The sequence below is a fragment of the Streptococcus suis genome, from assembly GCA_022354845.1.
In the GTDB taxonomy this organism is placed as follows: Bacteria; Bacillota; Bacilli; order Lactobacillales; family Streptococcaceae; genus Streptococcus; species Streptococcus suis_AA.
Genome location: CP031970.1, coordinates 554,079 through 574,701, shown reverse-complemented (window position 1 = coordinate 574,701; position 20,623 = coordinate 554,079). Strand labels below are relative to the sequence as shown.

Genomic DNA, 20,623 nt, shown 5'->3' with positions numbered 1-20,623 from the left:
TTCCCATTCTACTCGTGATTTATGCTGATTTTTTACCTCTTCTATGATAAAATAGAAGGAACAGACTTTGGAGGAATGAATTTTTTATGTCAACTGAATATTTTGAAGAACTAAATGACCAACAGATTGTCCGTCGTGAAAAAATGACGGCATTGGCTGAACAGGGTATTGACCCATTCGGTAAACGTTTTGACCGTTCTACTAACTCTGCTGAATTGAAAGCACAATATGAAGATAAAGAAAAAGAAGAGTTGGAAGAATTGGCACAAACTGCAACCATTGCGGGTCGTATTATGACCAAACGCGGTAAGGGTAAAGCAGGTTTTGCTCATATCCAAGACCGCGAAGGACAAATTCAGATTTACGTTCGTAAGGATGACGTTGGCGAAGAAAACTATGAAATCTTCAAAAAAGCAGACCTTGGAGACTTTGTTGGTGTCGAAGGTGATGTCATGAAGACTAATGTTGGTGAATTGACCATTCATGCTCGTAAATTAACTCACTTGTCTAAAGCGCTCCGCCCGTTGCCAGAAAAATTCCATGGTTTGACTGACGTTGAAACTCGCTACCGAAAACGATATTTAGACTTAATTACCAATCGCGAAAGTTTTGAACGCTTTGTAACACGTTCAAAAATCATTTCAGAAATCCGTCGTTACCTTGATGGACTTGGTTTCTTGGAAGTTGAAACACCTGTCCTTCATAATGAAGCTGGTGGTGCCGCGGCTCGTCCATTCATCACTCACCACAATGCCCAAAACATTGATATGGTACTTCGTATTGCAACGGAACTTCACCTCAAGCGGTTGATTGTCGGTGGTATGGAACGCGTTTATGAAATTGGCCGTATCTTCCGTAATGAAGGAATGGATGCGACCCACAACCCAGAATTCACTTCTATCGAGGTTTACCAAGCCTACGCTGACTACCAAGACATTATGGACTTGACCGAGGGTATTATCCAACATACCGCTAAGGCAGTTGTCGGCGACGGTCCTGTAACCTATCAAGGTACTGAAATTGCTATCCACGAGCCATTCAAGCGTATCCACATCGTCGATGCTATTAAGGAACAAACTGGTGTGGACTTCTGGCAGGAAATGAGCTTAGAAGAAGCTATTGCCCTGGCAAATGAACACAACGTTACTGTAGAAAAACACCACACAGAGGTAGGACAAATTATCAACAGCTTCTTTGAAGAATTCGTAGAGGAAACATTAATCCAACCAACCTTTGTATACGGCCATCCAGTAGCTGTTTCCCCATTGGCTAAGAAAAACGATGAAGATCCACGCTTTACGGATCGCTTTGAGCTCTTCATCATGACCAAGGAATACGGAAATGCCTTTACCGAATTGAACGACCCAATCGACCAATTGGAACGCTTTGAAACCCAAGCCAAAGCCAAAGAATTGGGTGACGACGAAGCGACAGGCGTTGACTACGACTACATCGAAGCCCTAGAGTACGGTATGCCACCAACAGGTGGCCTCGGAATCGGTATCGACCGACTCTGCATGCTCTTGACAGATACTACTACTATTCGAGATGTGCTCCTATTTCCGACTATGAAATAGGAGATTGGCTGAAATGGCCTACCAGACCTTAACACTCCCAACGTTGAAATAAGAAACATTAACCTTCTAGTATTGTCTTCACTAGGAAATACCAATCGCTTTCCAGTTTCTTAGCGATTGGCTGAAAAGGTCTACTAGACTTTTTCACTCCCGATGATGAAGTAAAAATAATAAACTGTTTAACACAGTTACGTAAAACACTCTTGGCAATTCCGAGAGTGTTTTTGCCTGCAAAAAAAGCCTAGCCAACTGACCAAGCTTTTAAGGAGATTATGAAAAATATTTAGGATTGGGAGTGGGACAGAACTCAAATAATCATAGAGAGTTCGTCAACAAGTTCATATTTCCAGTTGTTGAGCTGAAACAGTCTATCCCCAGACTGTTTCACTCCCACCCCCGCACAGTTGATTAGGAAGATGTGGAGTGTAAAACACGAACAAATCTTCCAATCAACCACTGCGCTGAGATGTTGAATCCACTTTAGAGAAGTGAGGCTATTATTATAACGTCCCCTCCTTTTTATCTCATCAGTCTTGGGACTGATTCTCTTCTTTCTTAGCAAAATAATCTCGGACAATTGGCGCAACTTCTTTTCCATAGAGTTCGATGGCATGGAGGACATCCTCATGTGGCATTGATCCGATTGGGAGATGGAGGAAGAAACGGTCCAAGTCAAGTGTTTCAATGGTCTTAATGATTTTAGCTGCAACATGTGTTGGATCTCCGACGATGGTCGCTCCCTCATCTGTAAGGGAGTAGAGATATTGCGCCTTGGTCATTTCGCTCCAATGCGGTCTGTCTTTTGCAATATTATTGGTCACAACTTTAGTAGGATGGAAATAATCTTCTACTGCTTTGTCATGGTCGTCTGCAATCCAACCCCAAGAATGGGCTGCAACTTTCGTTTTCTTTGGATCATGACCTGAGTTGCGAGCAACCTTGCGATAAGCATCGACTAAAGGTTTAAAGCGATGAGCACCTGCACCAATGACAGCATACACGATAGGCAAGCCTTTCTTAGCAATCTTGATAGTAGATTCTACATTGCCTCCAGTTGCGACCCAAATTGGAAAATCTTCCTGAACAGGACGTGGATAAACTGGCTTATTATTGACGGACTGAGTGAAATGCCCATCCCACTTGAGATTTGTTTCCTTGTCAATTTCCAAAAGCATATCCAACTTTTCATCGAAGAGTTCTTCATAGTCATAGAGGTCATAGCCAAACAAGGGGAATGACTCCGTAAAGGAACCACGACCAGCCATGATTTCCGCTCTGCCATTTGACAAAGCATCGATTGTGGCATATTGCTGGTAAAGTCTCACAGGGTCCATAGAGGAAAGGATAGAAACTGCTGATGTTAGCTTGATCTGCTTGGTATTGACGGCACCAGCTGCCAGCACAATCTCAGGTGCAGAAACCGCAAAATCTTCTCGGTGATGCTCCCCAATTCCATAAACATCTAGCCCCACCGCATCGGCTAGCTCAATCTCTTTAACAAGTTGACGGATCCGCTCGTCGTGGCTGTAAATTTCCCCTGTTTTTTCTAGTGGAGTTGTTTCGCCAAATGTTGAAATACCTAATTCTACCATGATGTGTTCTCCTTTGAACTCATTATTTTCTTAATTGATGCGTTTATTTTATCTCTAATTAGTGATATAGTCAATTGATTTGCTCAAAAAATAAAACGACTAGGAAAACCTAATCGTTTCAATAGATTATTCATAGCGCAAAGCTTCAATTGGATCAAGCTTAGATGCTTTGTTAGCAGGTAGTACACCAAATACTATACCAACAACTGCAGAAAAGGCAAGGCTACCAAGTACAACTGGTATGGAGATTTCTGCCGTCATATTTTCCCCCATCACCTTTGTAGCGTTGAGAATAAACACGATTGTTTGGGCAATAGCTAAACCGATTGCTCCCCCCAAAGTAGTCAGCACCATCGCTTCAATCAAGAATTGCAAGAGAATATTTCCTCGGGTTGCTCCCAGTGCTTTTCGGAGACCAATTTCACGAGTTCGCTCAGTGACAGAAACCAACATAATGTTCATGACACCAATACCACCAACAAGCAAAGAGATCCCTGCAACTGCACCAATAAACATTGTGACACCAGCCATCTCACTTCTAAAGGAATCCAGCATAGCTGACATATCATAAATGTCATATCTTGCTTCTTTCAAGCCAGTAACTTTCGTTAAATAATCTGCTGCTGCTTGACCAACTTCCCCTGCACGACTAACATCATCTACGTGAAGATATAGACCTCGATTCTCATTTACTCCCATTTCGGTAGCCAATTGAGTGTTGGTCATAATGGCATTCCCACCAGAGTTCATTCCGTAAAGGGCTGAACCAGCTTGTGGATCTTTATAGACACCAACGACAAGGTAAACGTTTTGATTCACACTAACTGTCTGGTTGAGGGCTGCATCCATACTACCAAAAAGTTTTTCAGCTAAACTGACATCTAACATCATAATGCGCGAATATCGAGAATAATCATTTGGCATAAACTTTCTACCAGCCAATATCTCTAACTCTTTCACATCAAAATAGGATTGGCTAACACCATTTATAAAGACATTTTCAGCTTTCTTACTTCCTGCAGATACTTCAGCAGTATTTGAAAAACTAATATAATAATTACTAATGCCATCAATTTCTAATAACCCTTGAAGCATCGCGTCTGTCAAGTCAGGCTCTTCTTCCATCGACATTTCCCCGCCAGTTGTATAGAAAAAGCCACCACTATTGACTTCCTCTTCTCCAAAAATCGGGGAAAAGTAGACCTGTACATTGTCCTGATCACCAGCCAGAGCTTTTTCAATACTCTTACTCATGCCAGTTCCCAAGGCAACGATAATAACAACGGCTGCCACACCAATAATAATCCCCAACATGGTCAGTAAAGAACGCATTTTATGTGCGAGGATTGATTTTAAGGCAAATTTCCAATTTTCCATTTAAATCTCCTCTCTACGTCTATCTTCAGTAATGACACCATCTCGTAAAACAATTGTTCGTTTCGCATATGCAGCGATTTCAGGTTCATGAGTTACCATAATGATTGTCTTACCTTCATTATTGAGTTCTATTAATAATTCCATAATCTGCTGACCGGTCTTCGTATCCAAAGCACCTGTTGGCTCATCAGCAAGAATAATCGCAGGAGTATTTACTAAGGCACGCGCAATAGCTACCCGCTGTTTTTGACCACCTGATAATTCAGACGGTAAGTGGGTCATACGTTCTGCCAATTCGACCTTCTCCAGGTATTGCTTGGCCAATTTTTTTCGTTTTGCTGAGGGAACACCTGCATATATCAACGGTAATTCAACATTTTGTAATGCATTTAATTTAGACAACAAAAAGAATTGTTGAAAGACAAAACCGATTTGATCATTTCGAACTGAAGCTAATTTTTTCTCAGATAACTGACTAACTTCCTCCCCCTCCAACCAATAATTGCCTGAACTAGAGCGATCTAATAAACCTATTATGTTCATTAAAGTGGATTTACCAGAGCCCGATGGCCCCATAATAGCTAGAAATTCACCTTCTTCTACCTCTAAGTCAATATCTTTAAGGACTCGAAGTTCTTGATCACCATTTCTATAGGACTTATTGATATTGGTCAGCTTAATTAGCTGGTTCTTCATAGGCTTCTACCTCTTTTCCATCTTCTAAGTCCAATGTTGGGAATGAAATGACATGATCTCCAACTGCCAATCCTGTCTTCACTTCCTGATTAGTAGCATCAGCATTCCCTAAAGTAACTTCTACTTTTTTAGCCTTCCCATCTACAATTGTCCAAACAAATGTCTTATCTTCCTCATAAACAACTGCTGTCACAGGAACTAATATATTTTTGCTTGTATTCACTACTTCAATATTCACAGTGAACCCTTGTTTCAAATCCCCAACTTCACTCGTAAGAGCAACCTTGAAAGGATATTTTGCACTAGTTCCGCTTGTTGCACCGGCAACAGCACTAGCTTCTTGGTCTGTCGCAGGATAATTTGAAATATAGGAGATTTTCCCATCCCAAGTTTGGTCTGGATATACTTTTGTAGTCAATTTGACTGCTTGATCAGTAGCGATATTTGCCAAATCATACTCAGTTAAGTTGCCTTTTACTTCTAGGCTAGTTTGGTTCACGATGTGAATGACTGTTTGACTACCTGTTGCATTTTTAGAAACAGATTTATTCACTTCCACAACGGTTCCTGAAACTGTACTGGTTACAGTCGCCTCTAAAACGGCTGTGTAAGCTTTATCAACAGCCGCCTGCGCATCGGCATAGGCATCGTTAAGATCAGCTAGCTGTGAATCATATGATTGTTGGGAAGTTGACTGCGTGTCTTCGCCTGTTGTAGCATCAGCTGGAACGGTTACAGTTTGATAATTCTGTTGTAACTCATCAATTTGACGCCCAACCTTATCTCGTGCACGAACAGCTGAATCAAGAGCAGATTGTAGTTCTGTACTGTCGTAACGAAGTAGGGCTGTTCCTGCCTCAACTTGGCTACCTGGCTCAACTAGAATCTCACTAATGTCACCCTTAGAAGGATCGTAATAAACATATTGTTCCTCAGCTGCTGAAACCACACCAGTCAATAGGGTAGATGAAGCAATTGAACCCTCTTGAACGACTTGATAACTAAGACTTGTTGGCATCGTTTCATCACCAACAGTCGACCCACCCATGACACCTGAGAACAATAATGCTCCTCCAACAAGTGCAACTGCTGCAACACCCAATCCAGAAAATAAAGCAATTTTAGCCTTTTTTGACTTTAACATAGATCTCTCCTTTTAGTTTGCGAAAAACATACTTATTTTGTGTTAAAACTATAATACACAAATACATCAATTTATGCAAGTGTTCTCCTAATTATTTTACAAAAAAGTGAAGATATGCCCACTTACACTTTTGTAAGAAATCCGTAGTGAATTTTTGATTGACACTCACAAAAACGTTACAATGAATGTAGTAAAACAATTGAGTTGGGAGGATATTCATGAAAGAATTCGATATTATTTCTATTGGTGGAGGTAGCGGAGGTATTGCAACAATGAACCGTGCTGCAATGTATGGTGCCAAGGCTGCAGTCATTGAGGCTGGTTACCTAGGAGGTACCTGTGTCAATCTTGGCTGTGTCCCTAAAAAGATTATGTGGTACGGATCTCAAATAGCAGAGGCCATTCAAAACTATGGCCCAGAATATGGCTTTACTAGTCAAGAAGTCACCTTTGATTTCTCTACCTTACGAAAAAATCGTGAGGCCTATATTGAACGTTCACGCATATCCTATGGTAATACTTTTAATAAGAATGGAGTAGAAGTAATCAACGGTTTCGCACGTTTTGTGGATAATCAAACCGTTGAAGTTAATGGCGAATTGATACGTGCCAAACATATCGTCATCGCTACAGGCGCTAGGCCTGATGTACCATCAATACCAGGGAGTGAGTTGGGAATCGTATCCGATGATGTCTTTGCTTGGGAAGAATTACCATCTTCAGTAGCGGTATTAGGGGCTGGTTATATTGCTGTTGAAATGGCTGGACTCCTTCATGGACTAGGTGTTCAAACAGACCTATTTGTTCGAGGAAACCGTCCGCTTCGGAGTTTTGATACCTATATTGTCGAGGCATTAATGGAAGAAATGAATCGGACTAATTTCCCACTTCATACTGGAAAAACATCTATTAGCCTTGAAAAAACACAGGATGGTCACATCCAAATTCATTTTGAAGACGGTAGTAGCCATGTTGCTCAGCAAGTTCTCTGGGCTATCGGTCGTAAACCAAATGTAGATAAGCTCAATCTTGAAGCAACCGGTGTTCAACTCACTCCATCTGGGCATATTGCAGTCAATGAATTTCAGGAGACTAGTATTTCCGGCATTTATGCCCTCGGTGATGTAACTGGTGAAAAAGAATTGACACCTGTAGCCATCAAGGCCGGTCGCCTTCTGGCTGAACGTCTGTTTAATAATAAACCAACTGCTAAGATGGATTACAATACTATTCCAACCGTTGTCTTTTCTCATCCAGCAATCGGAACTGTTGGTCTAACTGAAGACGAAGCAATTTCCCAATACGGAAAAGATAATGTAAAAGTTTATACATCAGCCTTTACCTCTATGTACACTGCCCTAGAAAAACATCGACAAATGGCGAAATTCAAATTAGTAACCGCTGGAGAAAACGAGCAGGTTGTTGGTTTACATGGTATCGGATATGGTGTTGATGAAATGATTCAAGGGTTTGCAGTGGCTATCAAAATGGGGGCTACAAAAGAAGAATTTGATGCTGTTGTTGCAATTCACCCTACAGGATCAGAAGAATTTGTTACCATGCGTTAATTCAAAAAAATCCAGACAAGGAAGATTTGATCCGTGTCTGGATTTTTTCTTAAGGTAAAATAGCTACAGCACGCACTGGTGAACCGGATGCTTTCTCCCAATGTGGAAAGGCAATTGAAATCAAGGCACCTGAGGGTGGCACCTGATCAAGATTAGTCAGTACTTCCAATTGGTAAATATCTTTGGACAAGAGGTAGTATTCCTCCACTAGATTTCCATTATTTTTAGTAGCTAAAGCACCTGAGTCAGTATCTAATGTTTCATGCCCCACTGCTTTCACATGACGCTCTTCAATCAGATATTCCAAAGCTTCGTGACTCCAACCTGGTGTGTGTTGAATACCCTGTTGATCTAAGTTTCGAATTGCATCTTGGCTAGGCCAACGTTTTGACCAGTCGGAACGAAAAGCAATAAATGAATCTGGTGCAATAGCGCCATAGACAGCCTCAAAGTCTAAAATATCTTGTTTCGTAATCTCATAATCATGATTAGCTGCCACCGCATCCGACTTATCAATGACATAAAGAGGGAGTAGGAAATCTTTCAAATCAATTTCATCAAGATAACGGGCACCTTCAACAAAATGAACTGGAGCATCAATGTGCGTTCCATATTGTCCGACTACTGTAAATTGCTGAACAAAGAATCCGTCTTTATGTGTAAAAATTGGTCGTTTTTCTAAAGCTGGCAGAGCTGGAAAATGTGGACTTGCTTCATCAATCTGATGAGTAAGATCAACCCACTTTTTTGACTTTAGGATACGATAAATATCAAGTAATTCGGTCATAAGGAATCTCGCTTTCTTTTTTAGAATTGTAACACAACAAAAAGTAAAATAATATTAATAAATATGTTTTTACTTATATAAATTTTATATACTTAGATATAAAAAAACTATATTGCTGTTACAGCCGATGAAATTCCATTGACTTTCTTTTAGATTCTCACTATAATTTTGTTAACCATAAAAAATAAAGGGGATAACAAAATGAGCAAAACATCAACAAAATCACTTGTTTATATCGCTATCGGAACAGCTTTGATTGCTGCACTTTCGCAAATTAGTTTATCTATTGGCCCAGTTCCATTTACTCTCCAAACATTAGCTATTGGCTTGGTTGCTTGTCTTTACAAACCTAAAGATGCCCTTGCTAGCGTTGGATTATATCTAGTACTTGGCGCTATTGGTTTGCCTGTTTTTGCTGGTTTTTCTGGTGGATTTGCTGCACTGGTGGGTCCAACAGCTGGATTCCTCTGGGGCTTCCTACTTTATGCAGGATTAACCTCAATGGCTACCAAGGCAAATTCATCCTCTGTAAATGTATTCCTAGCTTGTTTACTTGGATCCGTAGCATGCTTTTTTCCTGGAGTGCTTATTTTTAAAATAGTATCTGGTGCTACTTGGTCTGACACCATTGCTTGGACTGTTCTTCCATTCATTCTTCCTGATTTAGCAAAAATTGCACTGGTAACCATCTGCCACCGCTTATTACAACCGATCACAAAAAATGAAGCCTTCTTCGCGTAGGCTTCATTCGTTTATTTATTGGCAAATGCGTCTAGAAGAACCTGGAATTCTTCATTGCTTAGAGTAATCCCTTTTCCCATCTTGCTATGGTCCGGACTCCAAGTCCGAATATCGTATTTTGCAGGTGTACCATTAAAAGATACACGATTCAACTCTTTGGTCCATCCCTTCTCGTTTTCAGATAGGACCAATAATTTTTCTTCAATTTCAAAAGTAAATGTTGCCATTTGTGACCTCCTTCAATCATCTATTCGAAAAAACTTGTCATTTTTAAAAAAATTGGATAATATGATTATATCAAGTTTGAAAGGATTATGCCATGAAGAGATTTATCGAAGTCATTTTGGAACATGCCTCTATCTTTTTAGGCAATAGCAGAGCTTCAAAGGCTATTGAACCAGATAGCAAGGAAGAAATAAAAAATAACATAGAACTTGCCTTGTACAAGAATGCTTCAATCCATGTCATTTACGGGAACCGCAGTTTTACTGGAGACATCGTCAAACACGATACGGAACGCCAACGTATTATTATGAAAAATTTCAAGCGCCAGGTGACCAGCATTATAAATCTAGAAGACATCCAGAAAATTACCCTTGTTCCAGAAAGTGTAAAAACGTCCCAGCAACAAGAGAAAAAAACTGAGCAACATACCAGAAATAGAAAAAACGCATAAAATCATGTAGGAAAACGTTGATGATATGCGTTTTTTTTTGTTAATTTATCTAATGCTCAACGAACATCAAAAGTAGAGAACAGGTCATTTTGATGAACTCTCCCATTCCCACTAGACAATGATTCGGATGGAAATCCACAACGATGCTCGATGGACACACCCTAAATCTCGAAACTGGAATGATTGCGGATCTTTTTTGAATGATTTATGCTCTAATAGTTAATGACTGGCCATCTTCTTGATAAAGATTGATCAAACCTGATTTGCAAGCACGAATCATGTCACCAGGATAGATTTCACGGTCTAGTTTAATGGTCAATAATTCCATTGGTTTATTGGCACGGTCGATTTTATTACCACTTGAATCATGCAGATCTTGAATCGTTGATTCAAAATGTCTGAAGCCAGGTCCATAAAATTCCACCTGGTCACCTTCATTGATCACATTACGTTGACGAATAGTTGCAGTCATCGTATCCTTATCAAATGCAACGACTTCACCAATAAACTTATACTCTGGAATTTTACGACGAGCTCCAAAGAGTTGCTCATTTTCACTTGGTGGACTGTAGTAAAATCCAGTCGCCAATTCACGCTGTGCAACCTTCCACATCTCATCAATCAAGTCTTGTTTGATGGCTTCGAATTTCTCTGGACTTTCTAGGTAAGCATCGACTGCTGCTTTATAGCAGTTTGTAACAGTTGATACATAATGAACTGATTTCATTCGGCCTTCAATCTTCAAGCTATCGACACCATTTTCAATCATGTCTGGGATATGGTCAATCATACACATATCCACCGCAGACATGGAGAACTCCTCTGGTATTTCGCCCTTAATCGAACGACGTTCTTCACCAAACGGTAAGTCATAGAGATTGTATTTCCAACGACATGACTGAGAACAGCCACCACGGTTTGCATCTCGCTTGCTCATGTGGTTAGATAGGACACAACGGCCTGAATAAGAAATACACATAGCACCATGGACAAAGGCTTCGATTTCAACATCTGTGCGTTTGCGAATTTCCGCTACTTCTTCCATTGTTACCTCGCGAGCCAAAACAACGCGGGTCAAGCCCAACTCTTTCCAGAACTCAAAGGTTTCGTAGTTGGTCGACGAAGCTTGGGTAGACAAATGAATTTCAAGACCCGGTGCCTCTGTTGCACAGATCACGATGAGGGCGGGATCAGATACAATGACAGCATCCAAGCCCATATCCCGCAATTCACGGAACCAAGCTCCTGCACCTGCTTCATTTCCTTCATGAGTTACCATGTTGGCAGCCACATAAACCTTGGCTCCACGAGCATGGGCATATTCAATCCCTTCCCGCATCTGTTCCATACTAAAGTTCCCAGCGCGGCTCCGCAAACCATAGGCTTGACCGCCAACGAAAACAGCATCAGCACCATAATCAATGGCTACCTTCAATTTTTCCAAAGTCCCAGCAGGTGACAAGACCTCAGGACGTTTCAGTGTTTTTGACATAATTAACTTCTTTCTATTAACGATGGTTTATGATTGAAAATCTATGCAGAGATTAGATCACCGCTTATTAGATTTATCCGTCTCTGTCAGGATAGGAAATAAAATCTTAAATTTATTTGACTTTATTGCGATCAAATTCATAGAAACCAGTATCCAAACCACGTTCAGCTGGATGGAGTTTGCGAACTTGTTCATCCAAAAGAAAGGCCTGATCGTAAGTAAAAGTTCCTTGCTCTAGCAACTCTCTCGCTTGAACAAACAATTTCGCGATTTCAACAAAGTTTTGTCCCGGGCAAAAAATACCATCTAATTTCCAATTGCAATAACCATGTGTATAAAGTTCTGCTAACTTAGGCATCATATCAATATCATTGTTGATAAAAATATGAGTACCATGTTTGTCCTCAAAAATAGAATAATGACTCTCTGGATCAGCAGGTTCTGCTAAAAACAAACCACGTTGACGCGATAAATCAGTCTCATCAGCCTTTGTAAAATTATAATAATTTCGTAACAGAGTTCGTTTAGAATGGTGGATGACTGACGCACCATAAACCAGTACTTCCGCTGGAATTTCCAAATTTTTAGAAATATCAAAAAGCTCTTCAGATGGAATTTCACGTGCCAAAACGGCTTCTACAGCTCCGTGATCTTTCCAAAAATTAATTTGACGACTAGAGGTAACGAAAACTGATGTATCATAGATTAGTTTAAAATTGTAGCCATCGCGTTTATTAATATAAAACAAACCCGCATCACCAACTACTAAATAATCAACCTTTATCTCACGCATGAGCTCCATAAAAGGCTTGATATGATCCATCATATCTTGGTGCATCAATGCATTGGCAGCGACTGTTAATTCTTTGCCCGCTCCATGAACAAGCTCTGCAATTTCCCTCAGTTCATCATATGAAAAATTTGTTGGAATACGAAGAGCGTGATTCTCTTCACCTACATAAATACGATCAATGCCTGCTACTAACAGTCCTTTGACCTGTTCAATACTTTCAGCTGTTGCTGTAATGGTAATTTTCTTCATAAAGATAATTATATCAAAAATGAAAATTTCTGATAACCAACTAGTTGATTTTAATATTCAGACTTTTCTAATTTGTTCCTTGTAATATTTTTGTAACATAAATGTCATAAAAACACAGTAATGTTATGGTATGCTTGTTGAAGCAGTAAAGGAGACGATATGGCACAAAGACACTATCAGTCCCATGAATACCAGTACGAAGAGTATATCCCGAAAGAGAAACAAGCTAGTTACCAAACTTATCAAGCAAGAAATACTAAGAATTATCGCGTTAAAGAGTTAGTATTTTTTATCAATATTGTTTTGTTTAGCTTACTAACAGTGATTTCAAGCTATATTTACCTATCTTTAGGTATGCCAGTTTTTATCGCACTTACCTTAGCAAGTGTAACAGGCTTTATCGGGCTTCGTTTAATTCAGATTGGACTTAAAAAGAAATTTAGACCGAAACAGACACATAAATAGAACAAAAAATAGTAGAGCGGAGGATTATTCCCCGCTCTTTTTGCTTGCCCTTCTCCCCTCATCAAACAATTCACTTTCTTTTCCTCTTAAAATGGTTTGATAATTTTCAATTTTATAATCCAAACGGTCTAAAGCTTCCTGAATTTCCACCAATCGTGACCGCAATTCTTCCTGCTCTTCTTTTAGTAAATCGATCCGAGCTTCCACTGTACTATTTCCAGCCTGCACCAAGCCCATATACTCAATCAAGCGCTCAATCGACATACCCGCACTCCTAAAACAGCGAACAAATTCCAAGATGGCTATATCATTTTCCGCAAAGTCCCTCACTCCAGAAGATTTTCGTGCAATTTTGGGAACAAGCCCTATCCGCTCATAATAACGAATGGTATCAGCTGATAGACCAGTCACTTCACAAACTTCTTTAAAGTTCATAGTCATTCTCCCTTAGTTTTGTATATCTATTATATACCTTTAAGTCAAGTATGTGAGAAAAAATCTGGGTTTCCCCAGATTTTCTACCCTATAAATAATCACCCTTGACAATAAAGAAAGTGCCACGAATCTCGCCTGCTAGTTTGGAGCGTTGGCGGGCAAACTTGAATTTTCCTTCAAATTCTTTGGGTATTTCAATGCCGTTTGACAATTTGAAACCGACCGCTCGTTTGCCACCTTCTTCAAGCGTATAGAGGACATTAACTGCCAAGCCATTGTCATAAAAAATAAAAGACCAGAGTATACCATCTACTTCAAGTTGGGCTACATTGAGTGGAGTATAAGGAAAAACCATGTCCCGCTCTGCTAATACTTTCTCGATAATGGTCAGGATTTCAGGTTTCTCATCTGGTGTGTAAACCACATACTCCTGTTTGTATTTGTTCCAGAAGTAGCGAGCTTCACTGGCCGGCAATCCTGCAAGAACATCTGCCACTATACTTGCCTCTATGCCTGTCGTCTCTACTTCTTTAAAATTCACTGTATATGAAATGAGTTTCCTTTCAATAAAGAAAGCACCCGAAGGTGCTAGGCAATGCCAATTACCGAATCAATATGGAAGCAATGTACTGTAAGCATAGGTTTAGTAATGCAAATCAGGGCAAACAACCACAAAGATAATCGGTAAGCGGGCAATTATGCATTAAAAGCATCTGTTAATTGCGGTACAACTTGCTTCTTCCGTGAAACGGCACCTGCAAGGAAAGCGTGGTTGTTTTCCAACTTGAAGTTGAAGGCAGCTTCTACCTTGTCCATGTTACTACCGAGCGCAACGATTTCAGAGTTTGAGTTTACGATGTCCGTAATCATCAATACGAAATCACTGTATCCTTCTGAAACGATTGCCGCTGTCATGGCAACTTCGATTTCTTCTTGACGCTCCAAAACTTCTGCAATATCAACTGTATTGACTTGGGCTACACGCACATCGCTTCCATTTAAAGCAAATGTTTTTGCATCAATATCAATCAATTCTTCTGCTGATTTGCTGGCTAGGTTGGTGCCTGCTTTCAAGAGTGACAAGCCGTATTCCTCCAAGTTCACACCAGCAATTTCAGCCAACTCAGCCGCAACTTGTGGATCTGTTGCATGAGTAGTTGGAGATTTGAGCAAGAGTGTGTCTGAAATCAAACCTGATAAAAGAAGTCCAGCTACTTCTTTTGGAGGTGTTACTCCGTTTTCTTTAAAGGCACGGTAAACGATTGATGATGCTGAACCTACTGGCTCCAAACGCATATATAATGGATTTGCAGTTTCAAAGTTTGCAACACGGTGGTGATCAATAACAGCTGCTACTTCCACTTCCTTAATGTCTGCGATCGATTGTTGGAATTCATTATGGTCTGTCAAGATGACTTGGTTAACACCTTCTGCCTTAGCAGACTCAACCACGCGCGGTGCAGTAACTCCAAAATACTCAAGCGCAAAAGCAGTTTCTTCATTTGGTGTTCCTAATGCTACAGCTTCCGCATCACGACCAAACACTTCACGCTCCAAATGAGCCCACCCGTATGATGATGCAATGGCATCTGTATCAGGATTTTGGTGACCAAAAACTAATAATTTAGACATGTCTACAACCTCATTTTCTAATAATCTTCTACATTTTACCATAAATAGAAAGACTTGTGAACATGGACGGGTCGGGATTTGCCAAACGTTTTCAAAAAGAGTAAGATAAAAGGTAACAATTTAAAAGGAGAACTATATGAAATTTTCAGACTATACCTACATACGTCTTGATTATACAGCGATTAAAGCGCAATTTTCTGACCTAACAGAACAGTTAGCTCAAGCTAGTGATTTGGAAACGACTCGCACACTTGTGATAGCTACTACAAAATTGCTCAACTTAATCGATACCCAGTACAATCTTTGGATGATCCGTCATACCATTGACATGAACGATGAGTTTTACAACGAAGAAACTAAATTTTGGAACGAGTATTATCCTTTATTTGAAGAATTGACAACCAACTACTATCGTGTCATTGTCCAAACACCGTACAAGGTTGAATTGGCAGATATTTTACCTGAAACTTTCTTCATGCAGGCAGAGAACAAGCTCAAGACTTTCTCATCTGATGTGATTCCCTTGTTCCAAAAGGAAAACGAATTGACCGATGAATACAGTAAATTGATTGCTGGTGCAGAGATCGATTTCCAAGGTCAGACCTACAACCTGGCCCAAATGGGGCCATTCGGTCAATCAACCGACCGTGATGTCCGCAAGGCTGCTTCTGCTGCTACAACCGCTTTCTTTGAAAGCAAGGAAGCTGATTTCGACCGCGTTTACGATGAATTAGTCAAAGTCCGCACGGAAATTGCCCACAAACTTGGCTTCAAGGACTATGTGGAATACGGCTACCTCAAGATGAACCGTTTTGATTACAATCGTGATATGGTCAAGGTTTACCGTGAAGAAATCCTCAAACATATCGTACCGATTGTGCAAGATCTTCGTCAACGCCAAGCCAATCGATTGCAGGTGCCAAGCCTCAAACACTACGACCTCAACCTTGAGTTCTTGGACGGAAATGCTGTTCCTCAGGGTGACCCTGACTTTATCGTCAGCCAAGCCCAAGACATGTACCGCGAATTATCCGCAGAAACAGGCGAATTCTTTGATTTCATGATTGAGCATGAACTCTTGGACTTGAACGCAAAACCAGGCAAAAACAGCGGTGGCTACTGTACCTATATCCCTGACTACAAGAGCCCATTCATCTTCTCTAACTTCAACGGAACAAGCGGTGATATTGATGTTTTGACCCACGAAGCAGGTCACGCTTTCCAAGTCTATCGTTCCCGTTGGATCCAAAGTCCAGAAGTTGTCTGGCCGACCTATGAAACCTGTGAAATCCACTCTATGTCTATGGAATTTATGACCTGGCCGTGGATGGACCGTTTCTTCAAGGAACAAGTCGATAAATATAAATTTACCCACTTGGCAAGCGCCCTGCTCTTCTTGCCTTACGGTGTCTTGGTGGACCACTTCCAGCACGAAGTCTATGAACATCCCGAAATGACACCAGCAGAACGTAAGGCGACTTGGAAAAAACTCCAAGACCTCTACTTGCCAGACCGTGATTATTCTGAGTCAGAAGCCCTCAACCGTGGTATCTTCTGGTACCGTCAAGGGCACATCTTTGCTAGCCCATTCTACTATATTGACTACACCTTGGCCCAAGTCTGTGCCCTACAATTCTGGAAACGTACGCAGGTAGATCACGATGAAAATGCTTGGGAAGACTACATCCGCATCTGTGATTTGGGCGGCACCAAGTCCTTCTTGCAAGTGGTTGAAGCCGCAAACCTCCAATCACCGTTCAAAGAAGGTGCCCTTGAAAGCACAGCCAAAGCTGCCGCTGATTGGTTAGTTGCAGTTAAGGATACCGACTTATAAAAATACAAAAATCTGAATGAATCAAGTGGCTCATTCAGATTTTTTTGATTTGACAAAGTTGATGTATTTATCCCCGAAAGTTTCAATTTGCTCCAAGACCAATCTAAATTCCTGACCAATTTCACTCAGTTCATATTCAACTTTTGGTGGTACCTGGGCATATACTTTGCGCGTAATTAAGCCGTCTTCTTCTAATTGACGCAACTGCTTAGTCAAGGTTGCCTGAGAAATTCCATCCAATCTACGATGCAATTCATTAAACCGAATCGGTCCGTCCTCAATATGATGCAATAACAAAATATTCCATTTCCCAGACAAAACAGTTTGTGTAGCCAAATAAGGACAGGCATAGACATTATTGGTATGATAATCTGGCATCAAACTCCCCCTTCTTTCCATTGAATAGTCCTATTACTTCATAAAAAGATAGTGACTATTTAAAAAAATCGTACTTGTATTTTTTAATGTATCTGTTACAATCATACCATAAACTAATAGAATAAGAAAGTCAGGATTTACGATGTACAACTCACATTTTGAACTGGGCCATGTGGCCCTCAATGTCCGCGATTTAGAACTCCAAAGCTTGTTTTACCAACAAGTCTTGGGACTGCAAGTCCTCTTCCAAAGCCCTAAACAGATTGACCTTGGCGTTGGAAAAAATACCCTTGTCCGCCTGATTCAGACCGAACAGAAAGATGAAGTCCACCACAGCTACGGACTCTACCACTTGGCCATTGTCCTACCTAGCCGCGAGGACCTTGGTACCATTTTCCGCCACTTTATCGACAATAAGATTCCCCTCCAAGGCGCCAGCGACCACGGTTACAGCGAAGCCATTTACCTAGCCGACACCGAAGGCAATGGCATCGAGATTTACCGCGATCTGCCTCAAGACACTTGGGATGTCCGCCCAGACGGCCGCATCGTCGGCATTACTGAGCCTATGGATGCTGAAACGATCTATGCTTTAGGGAAAAAAGCTGACGCAGCCTATCAGATGCCAACTGGTAGTCGCATGGGCCATGTCCATCTATCTGTCCGAGAAATCGCAGCTTCTAGCCGATTTTACCAAGAGGTCCTAGCTATCGAGGATAAATTCTCCGTTCCATCTGCATCCTGGTTAGCTTCTGGCGACTACCATCACCACCTAGCTATCAACGAATGGGGAGGAAAAAATCTGAAAGCCAGACAAGAAGGCATGCCAGGACTTGCCTACTATACGGTCATCTATTCCAATCCAGAAGCTTTTGAAGCAACTTTGAATCGGGCCATTGTTGCAAACCTAAACCTTCAAAGACTAGACAATACCGCAGCTTTTGTTGATGTGGATGGCATTAAAACGAAAATCATCTTAGAATAGAAATAAGAAAAGGAAATGCCTGAGCACTTCCTTTTTCTCTGTTTATTTGATTAGACCTAGATCGTATTTCATTCCCAAAATCCGTTTGACGGATTGGTCAATTCGTTCCTCTGTAATAGTTCCAGCCTTTACTTGTTCGATAATATAAGGAATTTGACTGGCATAACTTGAAGACAATATCATATCTGTCCCAGCTTGAATGGTCTGCAAGGCACCTGTATCTTGATCAACAAATTGGACCAAGCCCTGCATATCAAAATCATCCGTCATAATGACACCCTCAAAACCAAGCTCATTCCTAAGGATTATATTGATTTCAGGTGAAATGGATGATGGGACATCATCAATGGCAGGTACGATATTGTGGCTAACCATGATAGAGTCTGCACCAGCCTCAATCCCAGCCTTAAAGGGAAGAAAATCATTGGCACGCAATTCTTCTAAACTACGATTGTCATAGACCAAATCCGTATGCGAATCCGCATTATCCCCATAACCTGGGAAATGCTTCAAAGTCGAAGCAAATTGTTCCTCTTTCAATAATGTAACCAATTGACCAATATAGTCTGAAGTGGTTTTCGCATCCTGTCCAATGGTCCTATCGTAGATAAAAGAGGATGGATCAGTGGATAAATCCGCAACAGGGAAGAAACCTGCATAGATTCCTTCTTCCTTTAAAAGACTTGTCTTCTGCTTGGCATCCGACAAAATCACCTCAATGCCGCCAGATTGGTACAGTTCCAAAGGCGATGCAAAAGGTGTTTCCAGAAGTTGACTAATCCTCGTTACCGTCCCACCTTCCTCATCTGAAGCCATTAATAGCGGCACTTTTGAAAGTGATTGATAAGAAGCAATCTCTTCTTTAACTTGCTCCAGTGTCTTACCTTCAAAATCACTTGCAAATAATATATAGCCCCCAAAATGATAAGTTTCCAATGCCTCAGCTTGTCCTGCAGATGGCATTCGAGCAAAAATCATTTGTCCGACTTTTTCTTCTAGAGTCATCTGGTTCAGATAAGCTGAGACAGCTTTTTCCCTAGCAGAAATTTCATAACTGGACGCCACTGTTGTAACCTTTGTCTGCTCTTGCTCTGTCCTATCCCCTAGGAAAAACAGACCCAATAAAATCCCTACAAATAAGAGACAAGTTAAGCCCGTCCCTATAATACTAAATCTTTTTCTCATAATCTCCTACTTTATCAATATTATCCCTTAATTCGATTCAGATATTCTTGATAAGTTTCAGTCTCCATCAAGGCTTTAGCATTTTCCACTCTAGCTCGTGTTGGAGGTTTTGTTCCCTCAAGTGGATATGGACGACCAAGTTCACGCCACTTAAATTCACCAAGATTGTGGTATGGCAATACCTCAAAACGTTCTACATTGTTTAAAGTTTTAACAAATTTACCAAGCTCAATCAAATCTTCATCTCGATCAGTTAAATTTGGTACCAAAACGTGACGAATCCAAACAGGTTTTCCAATGTCGGATAAATAACGAGCACATTCCAAAATGGTTTTATTACTGTGTCCAGTCACAACTCGGTGTTGTTCAGGATTTATTTCCTTAATATCAAGAAGCACCAAATCTGTCACTTCCATGAGACGATTGTATTTTTCCAAATATCGCTCCGTTGAACGGAAGGTTAAGGCACAGGTATCCAATGTGGTATGGATGTCTTTTTCTTTTGCAAGTGTGAATAAGGCAATCAAAAAATCAATCTGAATGGTAGCTTCACCACCAGAAACAGTTATTCCGCCTTCCTTTCCCCAAAACATACGAAAGCGAAGTGCCTCGTTTAACACATCCTCTGCTGTACGCTCCGTCGCAGCAGGGTTGACCAAATCCCATGTATCTGGATTGTGGCAATATTGGCAACGCATATGGCAACCTTGCATAAAGACAACAAAACGTACACCAGGACCATCAACGGAACCAAAACTTTCTGTTGAATGAACCAAACCAGTTACTTTGCGATAATCAACCTCTGTCATAATCTTTTCCTCACAACTTTATGCCTCTAGTATAACACAAAAATGGAAACGCTTCTATTATTGACTATCTGCTTCATTCGACAACTCTCTATCCTTTCGTATCCGATATGTCAGTCCAAGCACTCCCTATTCCATTATTTGAGTGTCTACTAATTCAAGGTGCTCTTCTATCCCTTCAAACAATCGTAGGCCACTCCTAACTCTATAT

General features: G+C 40.7%; 21 protein-coding genes and 1 pseudogene. 8 read left to right on the top strand and 14 right to left on the bottom strand.

Annotated features, from left to right (window positions below; translation table 11 throughout):
* The first annotated feature begins 86 nt into the window (after positions 1 to 86).
* Both lysS and D2A30_03075 read left to right on the top strand, forming a co-directional pair.
* Positions 87 to 1,577, top strand: a complete 1,491-nt coding sequence (lysS, locus tag D2A30_03080) for a lysine--tRNA ligase (protein ID ULL20650.1) — start codon at positions 87 to 89, stop codon at positions 1,575 to 1,577.
* A 203-nt stretch (positions 1,578 to 1,780) separates the two neighbouring features.
* A pseudogene (locus tag D2A30_03075) lies at positions 1,781 to 1,989 on the top strand (hypothetical protein).
* Between the two features lie 115 nt (positions 1,990 to 2,104).
* Here D2A30_03075 and D2A30_03070 read toward each other — a convergent pair.
* From D2A30_03070 to D2A30_03055, 4 genes are all read right to left on the bottom strand, one after another.
* Positions 2,105 to 3,169: an LLM class flavin-dependent oxidoreductase gene (locus tag D2A30_03070; protein ULL20649.1), complete on the bottom strand. Its 1,065-nt coding sequence runs from the start codon at positions 3,167 to 3,169 to the stop codon at positions 2,105 to 2,107.
* Between the two features lie 126 nt (positions 3,170 to 3,295).
* Positions 3,296 to 4,546: an ABC transporter permease gene (locus D2A30_03065; protein ID ULL20648.1), complete on the bottom strand. Its 1,251-nt coding sequence runs from the start codon at positions 4,544 to 4,546 to the stop codon at positions 3,296 to 3,298.
* A complete protein-coding gene (locus D2A30_03060; GenBank protein ID ULL20647.1) occupies positions 4,547 to 5,242 on the bottom strand; it encodes an ABC transporter ATP-binding protein in 696 nt (231 codons plus the stop codon). It abuts the gene before it with no gap.
* Entirely contained in the window at positions 5,223 to 6,386 is a 1,164-nt protein-coding gene (locus D2A30_03055) for an efflux RND transporter periplasmic adaptor subunit (GenBank protein ULL20646.1), read from the bottom strand. The genes D2A30_03060 and D2A30_03055 overlap by 20 nt, the downstream gene beginning before the upstream one ends.
* Before the next feature lie 218 nt (positions 6,387 to 6,604).
* On the opposite strand from D2A30_03055, the gene D2A30_03050 reads away from it, so the two are divergent.
* Positions 6,605 to 7,954, top strand: coding sequence for a glutathione-disulfide reductase (locus D2A30_03050; GenBank protein ULL20645.1), 1,350 nt, complete (start codon positions 6,605 to 6,607; stop codon positions 7,952 to 7,954).
* Between the two features lie 49 nt (positions 7,955 to 8,003).
* On the opposite strand, the gene D2A30_03045 is transcribed toward D2A30_03050, so the two are convergent.
* A complete protein-coding gene (locus tag D2A30_03045) occupies positions 8,004 to 8,741 on the bottom strand; it encodes a cyclase family protein (protein ID ULL20644.1) in 738 nt (245 codons plus the stop codon).
* 201 nt (positions 8,742 to 8,942) lie between these two features.
* Here D2A30_03045 and D2A30_03040 point away from each other — a divergent pair, with 201 nt between their 5' ends.
* Positions 8,943 to 9,482 (top strand): biotin transporter BioY, encoded by a 540-nt coding sequence (locus D2A30_03040; protein ULL20643.1) that lies wholly within the window; start codon positions 8,943 to 8,945, stop codon positions 9,480 to 9,482.
* An 11-nt stretch (positions 9,483 to 9,493) separates the two neighbouring features.
* On the opposite strand, the gene D2A30_03035 is transcribed toward D2A30_03040, so the two are convergent.
* Complete coding sequence (locus D2A30_03035) at positions 9,494 to 9,709, bottom strand: hypothetical protein (protein ULL20642.1); 216 nt, start codon at positions 9,707 to 9,709, stop codon at positions 9,494 to 9,496.
* Positions 9,710 to 9,801: 92 nt separating this feature from the next.
* On the opposite strand from D2A30_03035, the gene D2A30_03030 reads away from it, so the two are divergent.
* Complete coding sequence (locus D2A30_03030) at positions 9,802 to 10,158, top strand: hypothetical protein (GenBank protein ULL20641.1); 357 nt, start codon at positions 9,802 to 9,804, stop codon at positions 10,156 to 10,158.
* Between the two features lie 205 nt (positions 10,159 to 10,363).
* Here D2A30_03030 and D2A30_03025 read toward each other — a convergent pair whose 3' ends face one another.
* Together D2A30_03025 and D2A30_03020 are read right to left on the bottom strand one after the other, a co-directional pair.
* Positions 10,364 to 11,650 carry a U32 family peptidase gene (locus tag D2A30_03025; protein ID ULL20640.1) on the bottom strand — a complete coding sequence of 429 codons (1,287 nt, stop codon included), beginning with the start codon at positions 11,648 to 11,650 and terminating at the stop codon, positions 10,364 to 10,366.
* Positions 11,651 to 11,762: 112 nt separating this feature from the next.
* On the bottom strand, positions 11,763 to 12,692 hold the full coding sequence (locus D2A30_03020; GenBank protein ID ULL20639.1) for a U32 family peptidase: 930 nt from the start codon (positions 12,690 to 12,692) through the stop codon (positions 11,763 to 11,765).
* A gap of 159 nt (positions 12,693 to 12,851) precedes the next feature.
* On the opposite strand from D2A30_03020, the gene D2A30_03015 reads away from it, so the two are divergent.
* Positions 12,852 to 13,157 (top strand): DUF3270 family protein, encoded by a 306-nt coding sequence (locus D2A30_03015; GenBank protein ULL20638.1) that lies wholly within the window; start codon positions 12,852 to 12,854, stop codon positions 13,155 to 13,157.
* A gap of 24 nt (positions 13,158 to 13,181) precedes the next feature.
* Here D2A30_03015 and D2A30_03010 read toward each other — a convergent pair whose 3' ends face one another.
* The 3 genes from D2A30_03010 to D2A30_03000 all read right to left on the bottom strand — a co-directional run bounded on the left by D2A30_03010 (position 13,182) and on the right by D2A30_03000 (position 15,224).
* Positions 13,182 to 13,592, bottom strand: a complete 411-nt coding sequence (locus D2A30_03010; GenBank protein ULL20637.1) for a MerR family transcriptional regulator — start codon at positions 13,590 to 13,592, stop codon at positions 13,182 to 13,184.
* Positions 13,593 to 13,680: 88 nt separating this feature from the next.
* Entirely contained in the window at positions 13,681 to 14,145 is a 465-nt protein-coding gene (locus D2A30_03005; protein ID ULL20636.1) for a phage tail protein, read from the bottom strand.
* A 143-nt stretch (positions 14,146 to 14,288) separates the two neighbouring features.
* Positions 14,289 to 15,224 (bottom strand): manganese-dependent inorganic pyrophosphatase, encoded by a 936-nt coding sequence (locus D2A30_03000; GenBank protein ID ULL20635.1) that lies wholly within the window; start codon positions 15,222 to 15,224, stop codon positions 14,289 to 14,291.
* A 136-nt stretch (positions 15,225 to 15,360) separates the two neighbouring features.
* Here D2A30_03000 and D2A30_02995 point away from each other — a divergent pair, with 136 nt between their 5' ends.
* Positions 15,361 to 17,058 carry a M3 family oligoendopeptidase gene (locus tag D2A30_02995; GenBank protein ULL20634.1) on the top strand — a complete coding sequence of 566 codons (1,698 nt, stop codon included), beginning with the start codon at positions 15,361 to 15,363 and terminating at the stop codon, positions 17,056 to 17,058.
* 30 nt (positions 17,059 to 17,088) lie between these two features.
* On the opposite strand, the gene D2A30_02990 is transcribed toward D2A30_02995, so the two are convergent.
* Positions 17,089 to 17,436: a transcriptional regulator gene (locus D2A30_02990; protein ID ULL20633.1), complete on the bottom strand. Its 348-nt coding sequence runs from the start codon at positions 17,434 to 17,436 to the stop codon at positions 17,089 to 17,091.
* 142 nt (positions 17,437 to 17,578) lie between these two features.
* Between D2A30_02990 and D2A30_02985 the strand changes: the two genes are divergently transcribed.
* A complete protein-coding gene (locus D2A30_02985) occupies positions 17,579 to 18,421 on the top strand; it encodes a VOC family protein (protein ID ULL20632.1) in 843 nt (280 codons plus the stop codon).
* 42 nt (positions 18,422 to 18,463) lie between these two features.
* Here the strand turns inward: D2A30_02985 and D2A30_02980 are convergent, their stop codons facing one another.
* Together D2A30_02980 and pflA are read right to left on the bottom strand one after the other, a co-directional pair.
* A complete protein-coding gene (locus tag D2A30_02980; protein ID ULL20631.1) occupies positions 18,464 to 19,606 on the bottom strand; it encodes a beta-hexosaminidase in 1,143 nt (380 codons plus the stop codon).
* Positions 19,607 to 19,626: 20 nt separating this feature from the next.
* On the bottom strand, positions 19,627 to 20,418 hold the full coding sequence (pflA, locus tag D2A30_02975; protein ULL20630.1) for a pyruvate formate lyase-activating protein: 792 nt from the start codon (positions 20,416 to 20,418) through the stop codon (positions 19,627 to 19,629).
* Positions 20,419 to 20,623: the final 205 nt, after the last annotated feature.

What these genes read in the sequence shown, in the direction of transcription:
- lysS (ULL20650.1), top strand. Translation starts at nt 87, where the DNA reads ATGTCAACTGAATATTTTGAAGAACTAAATGACCAACAGATTGTCCGT.
- D2A30_03070 (ULL20649.1), bottom strand. Translation starts at nt 3,169, where the DNA reads ATGGTAGAATTAGGTATTTCAACATTTGGCGAAACAACTCCACTAGAA.
- D2A30_03065 (ULL20648.1), bottom strand. Translation starts at nt 4,546, where the DNA reads ATGGAAAATTGGAAATTTGCCTTAAAATCAATCCTCGCACATAAAATG.
- D2A30_03060 (ULL20647.1), bottom strand. Translation starts at nt 5,242, where the DNA reads ATGAAGAACCAGCTAATTAAGCTGACCAATATCAATAAGTCCTATAGA.
- D2A30_03055 (ULL20646.1), bottom strand. Translation starts at nt 6,386, where the DNA reads ATGTTAAAGTCAAAAAAGGCTAAAATTGCTTTATTTTCTGGATTGGGT.
- D2A30_03050 (ULL20645.1), top strand. Translation starts at nt 6,605, where the DNA reads ATGAAAGAATTCGATATTATTTCTATTGGTGGAGGTAGCGGAGGTATT.
- D2A30_03045 (ULL20644.1), bottom strand. Translation starts at nt 8,741, where the DNA reads ATGACCGAATTACTTGATATTTATCGTATCCTAAAGTCAAAAAAGTGG.
- D2A30_03040 (ULL20643.1), top strand. Translation starts at nt 8,943, where the DNA reads ATGAGCAAAACATCAACAAAATCACTTGTTTATATCGCTATCGGAACA.
- D2A30_03035 (ULL20642.1), bottom strand. Translation starts at nt 9,709, where the DNA reads ATGGCAACATTTACTTTTGAAATTGAAGAAAAATTATTGGTCCTATCT.
- D2A30_03030 (ULL20641.1), top strand. Translation starts at nt 9,802, where the DNA reads ATGAAGAGATTTATCGAAGTCATTTTGGAACATGCCTCTATCTTTTTA.
- D2A30_03025 (ULL20640.1), bottom strand. Translation starts at nt 11,650, where the DNA reads ATGTCAAAAACACTGAAACGTCCTGAGGTCTTGTCACCTGCTGGGACT.
- D2A30_03020 (ULL20639.1), bottom strand. Translation starts at nt 12,692, where the DNA reads ATGAAGAAAATTACCATTACAGCAACAGCTGAAAGTATTGAACAGGTC.
- D2A30_03015 (ULL20638.1), top strand. Translation starts at nt 12,852, where the DNA reads ATGGCACAAAGACACTATCAGTCCCATGAATACCAGTACGAAGAGTAT.
- D2A30_03010 (ULL20637.1), bottom strand. Translation starts at nt 13,592, where the DNA reads ATGAACTTTAAAGAAGTTTGTGAAGTGACTGGTCTATCAGCTGATACC.
- D2A30_03000 (ULL20635.1), bottom strand. Translation starts at nt 15,224, where the DNA reads ATGTCTAAATTATTAGTTTTTGGTCACCAAAATCCTGATACAGATGCC.
- D2A30_02995 (ULL20634.1), top strand. Translation starts at nt 15,361, where the DNA reads ATGAAATTTTCAGACTATACCTACATACGTCTTGATTATACAGCGATT.
- D2A30_02990 (ULL20633.1), bottom strand. Translation starts at nt 17,436, where the DNA reads ATGCCAGATTATCATACCAATAATGTCTATGCCTGTCCTTATTTGGCT.
- D2A30_02985 (ULL20632.1), top strand. Translation starts at nt 17,579, where the DNA reads ATGTACAACTCACATTTTGAACTGGGCCATGTGGCCCTCAATGTCCGC.
- D2A30_02980 (ULL20631.1), bottom strand. Translation starts at nt 19,606, where the DNA reads ATGAGAAAAAGATTTAGTATTATAGGGACGGGCTTAACTTGTCTCTTA.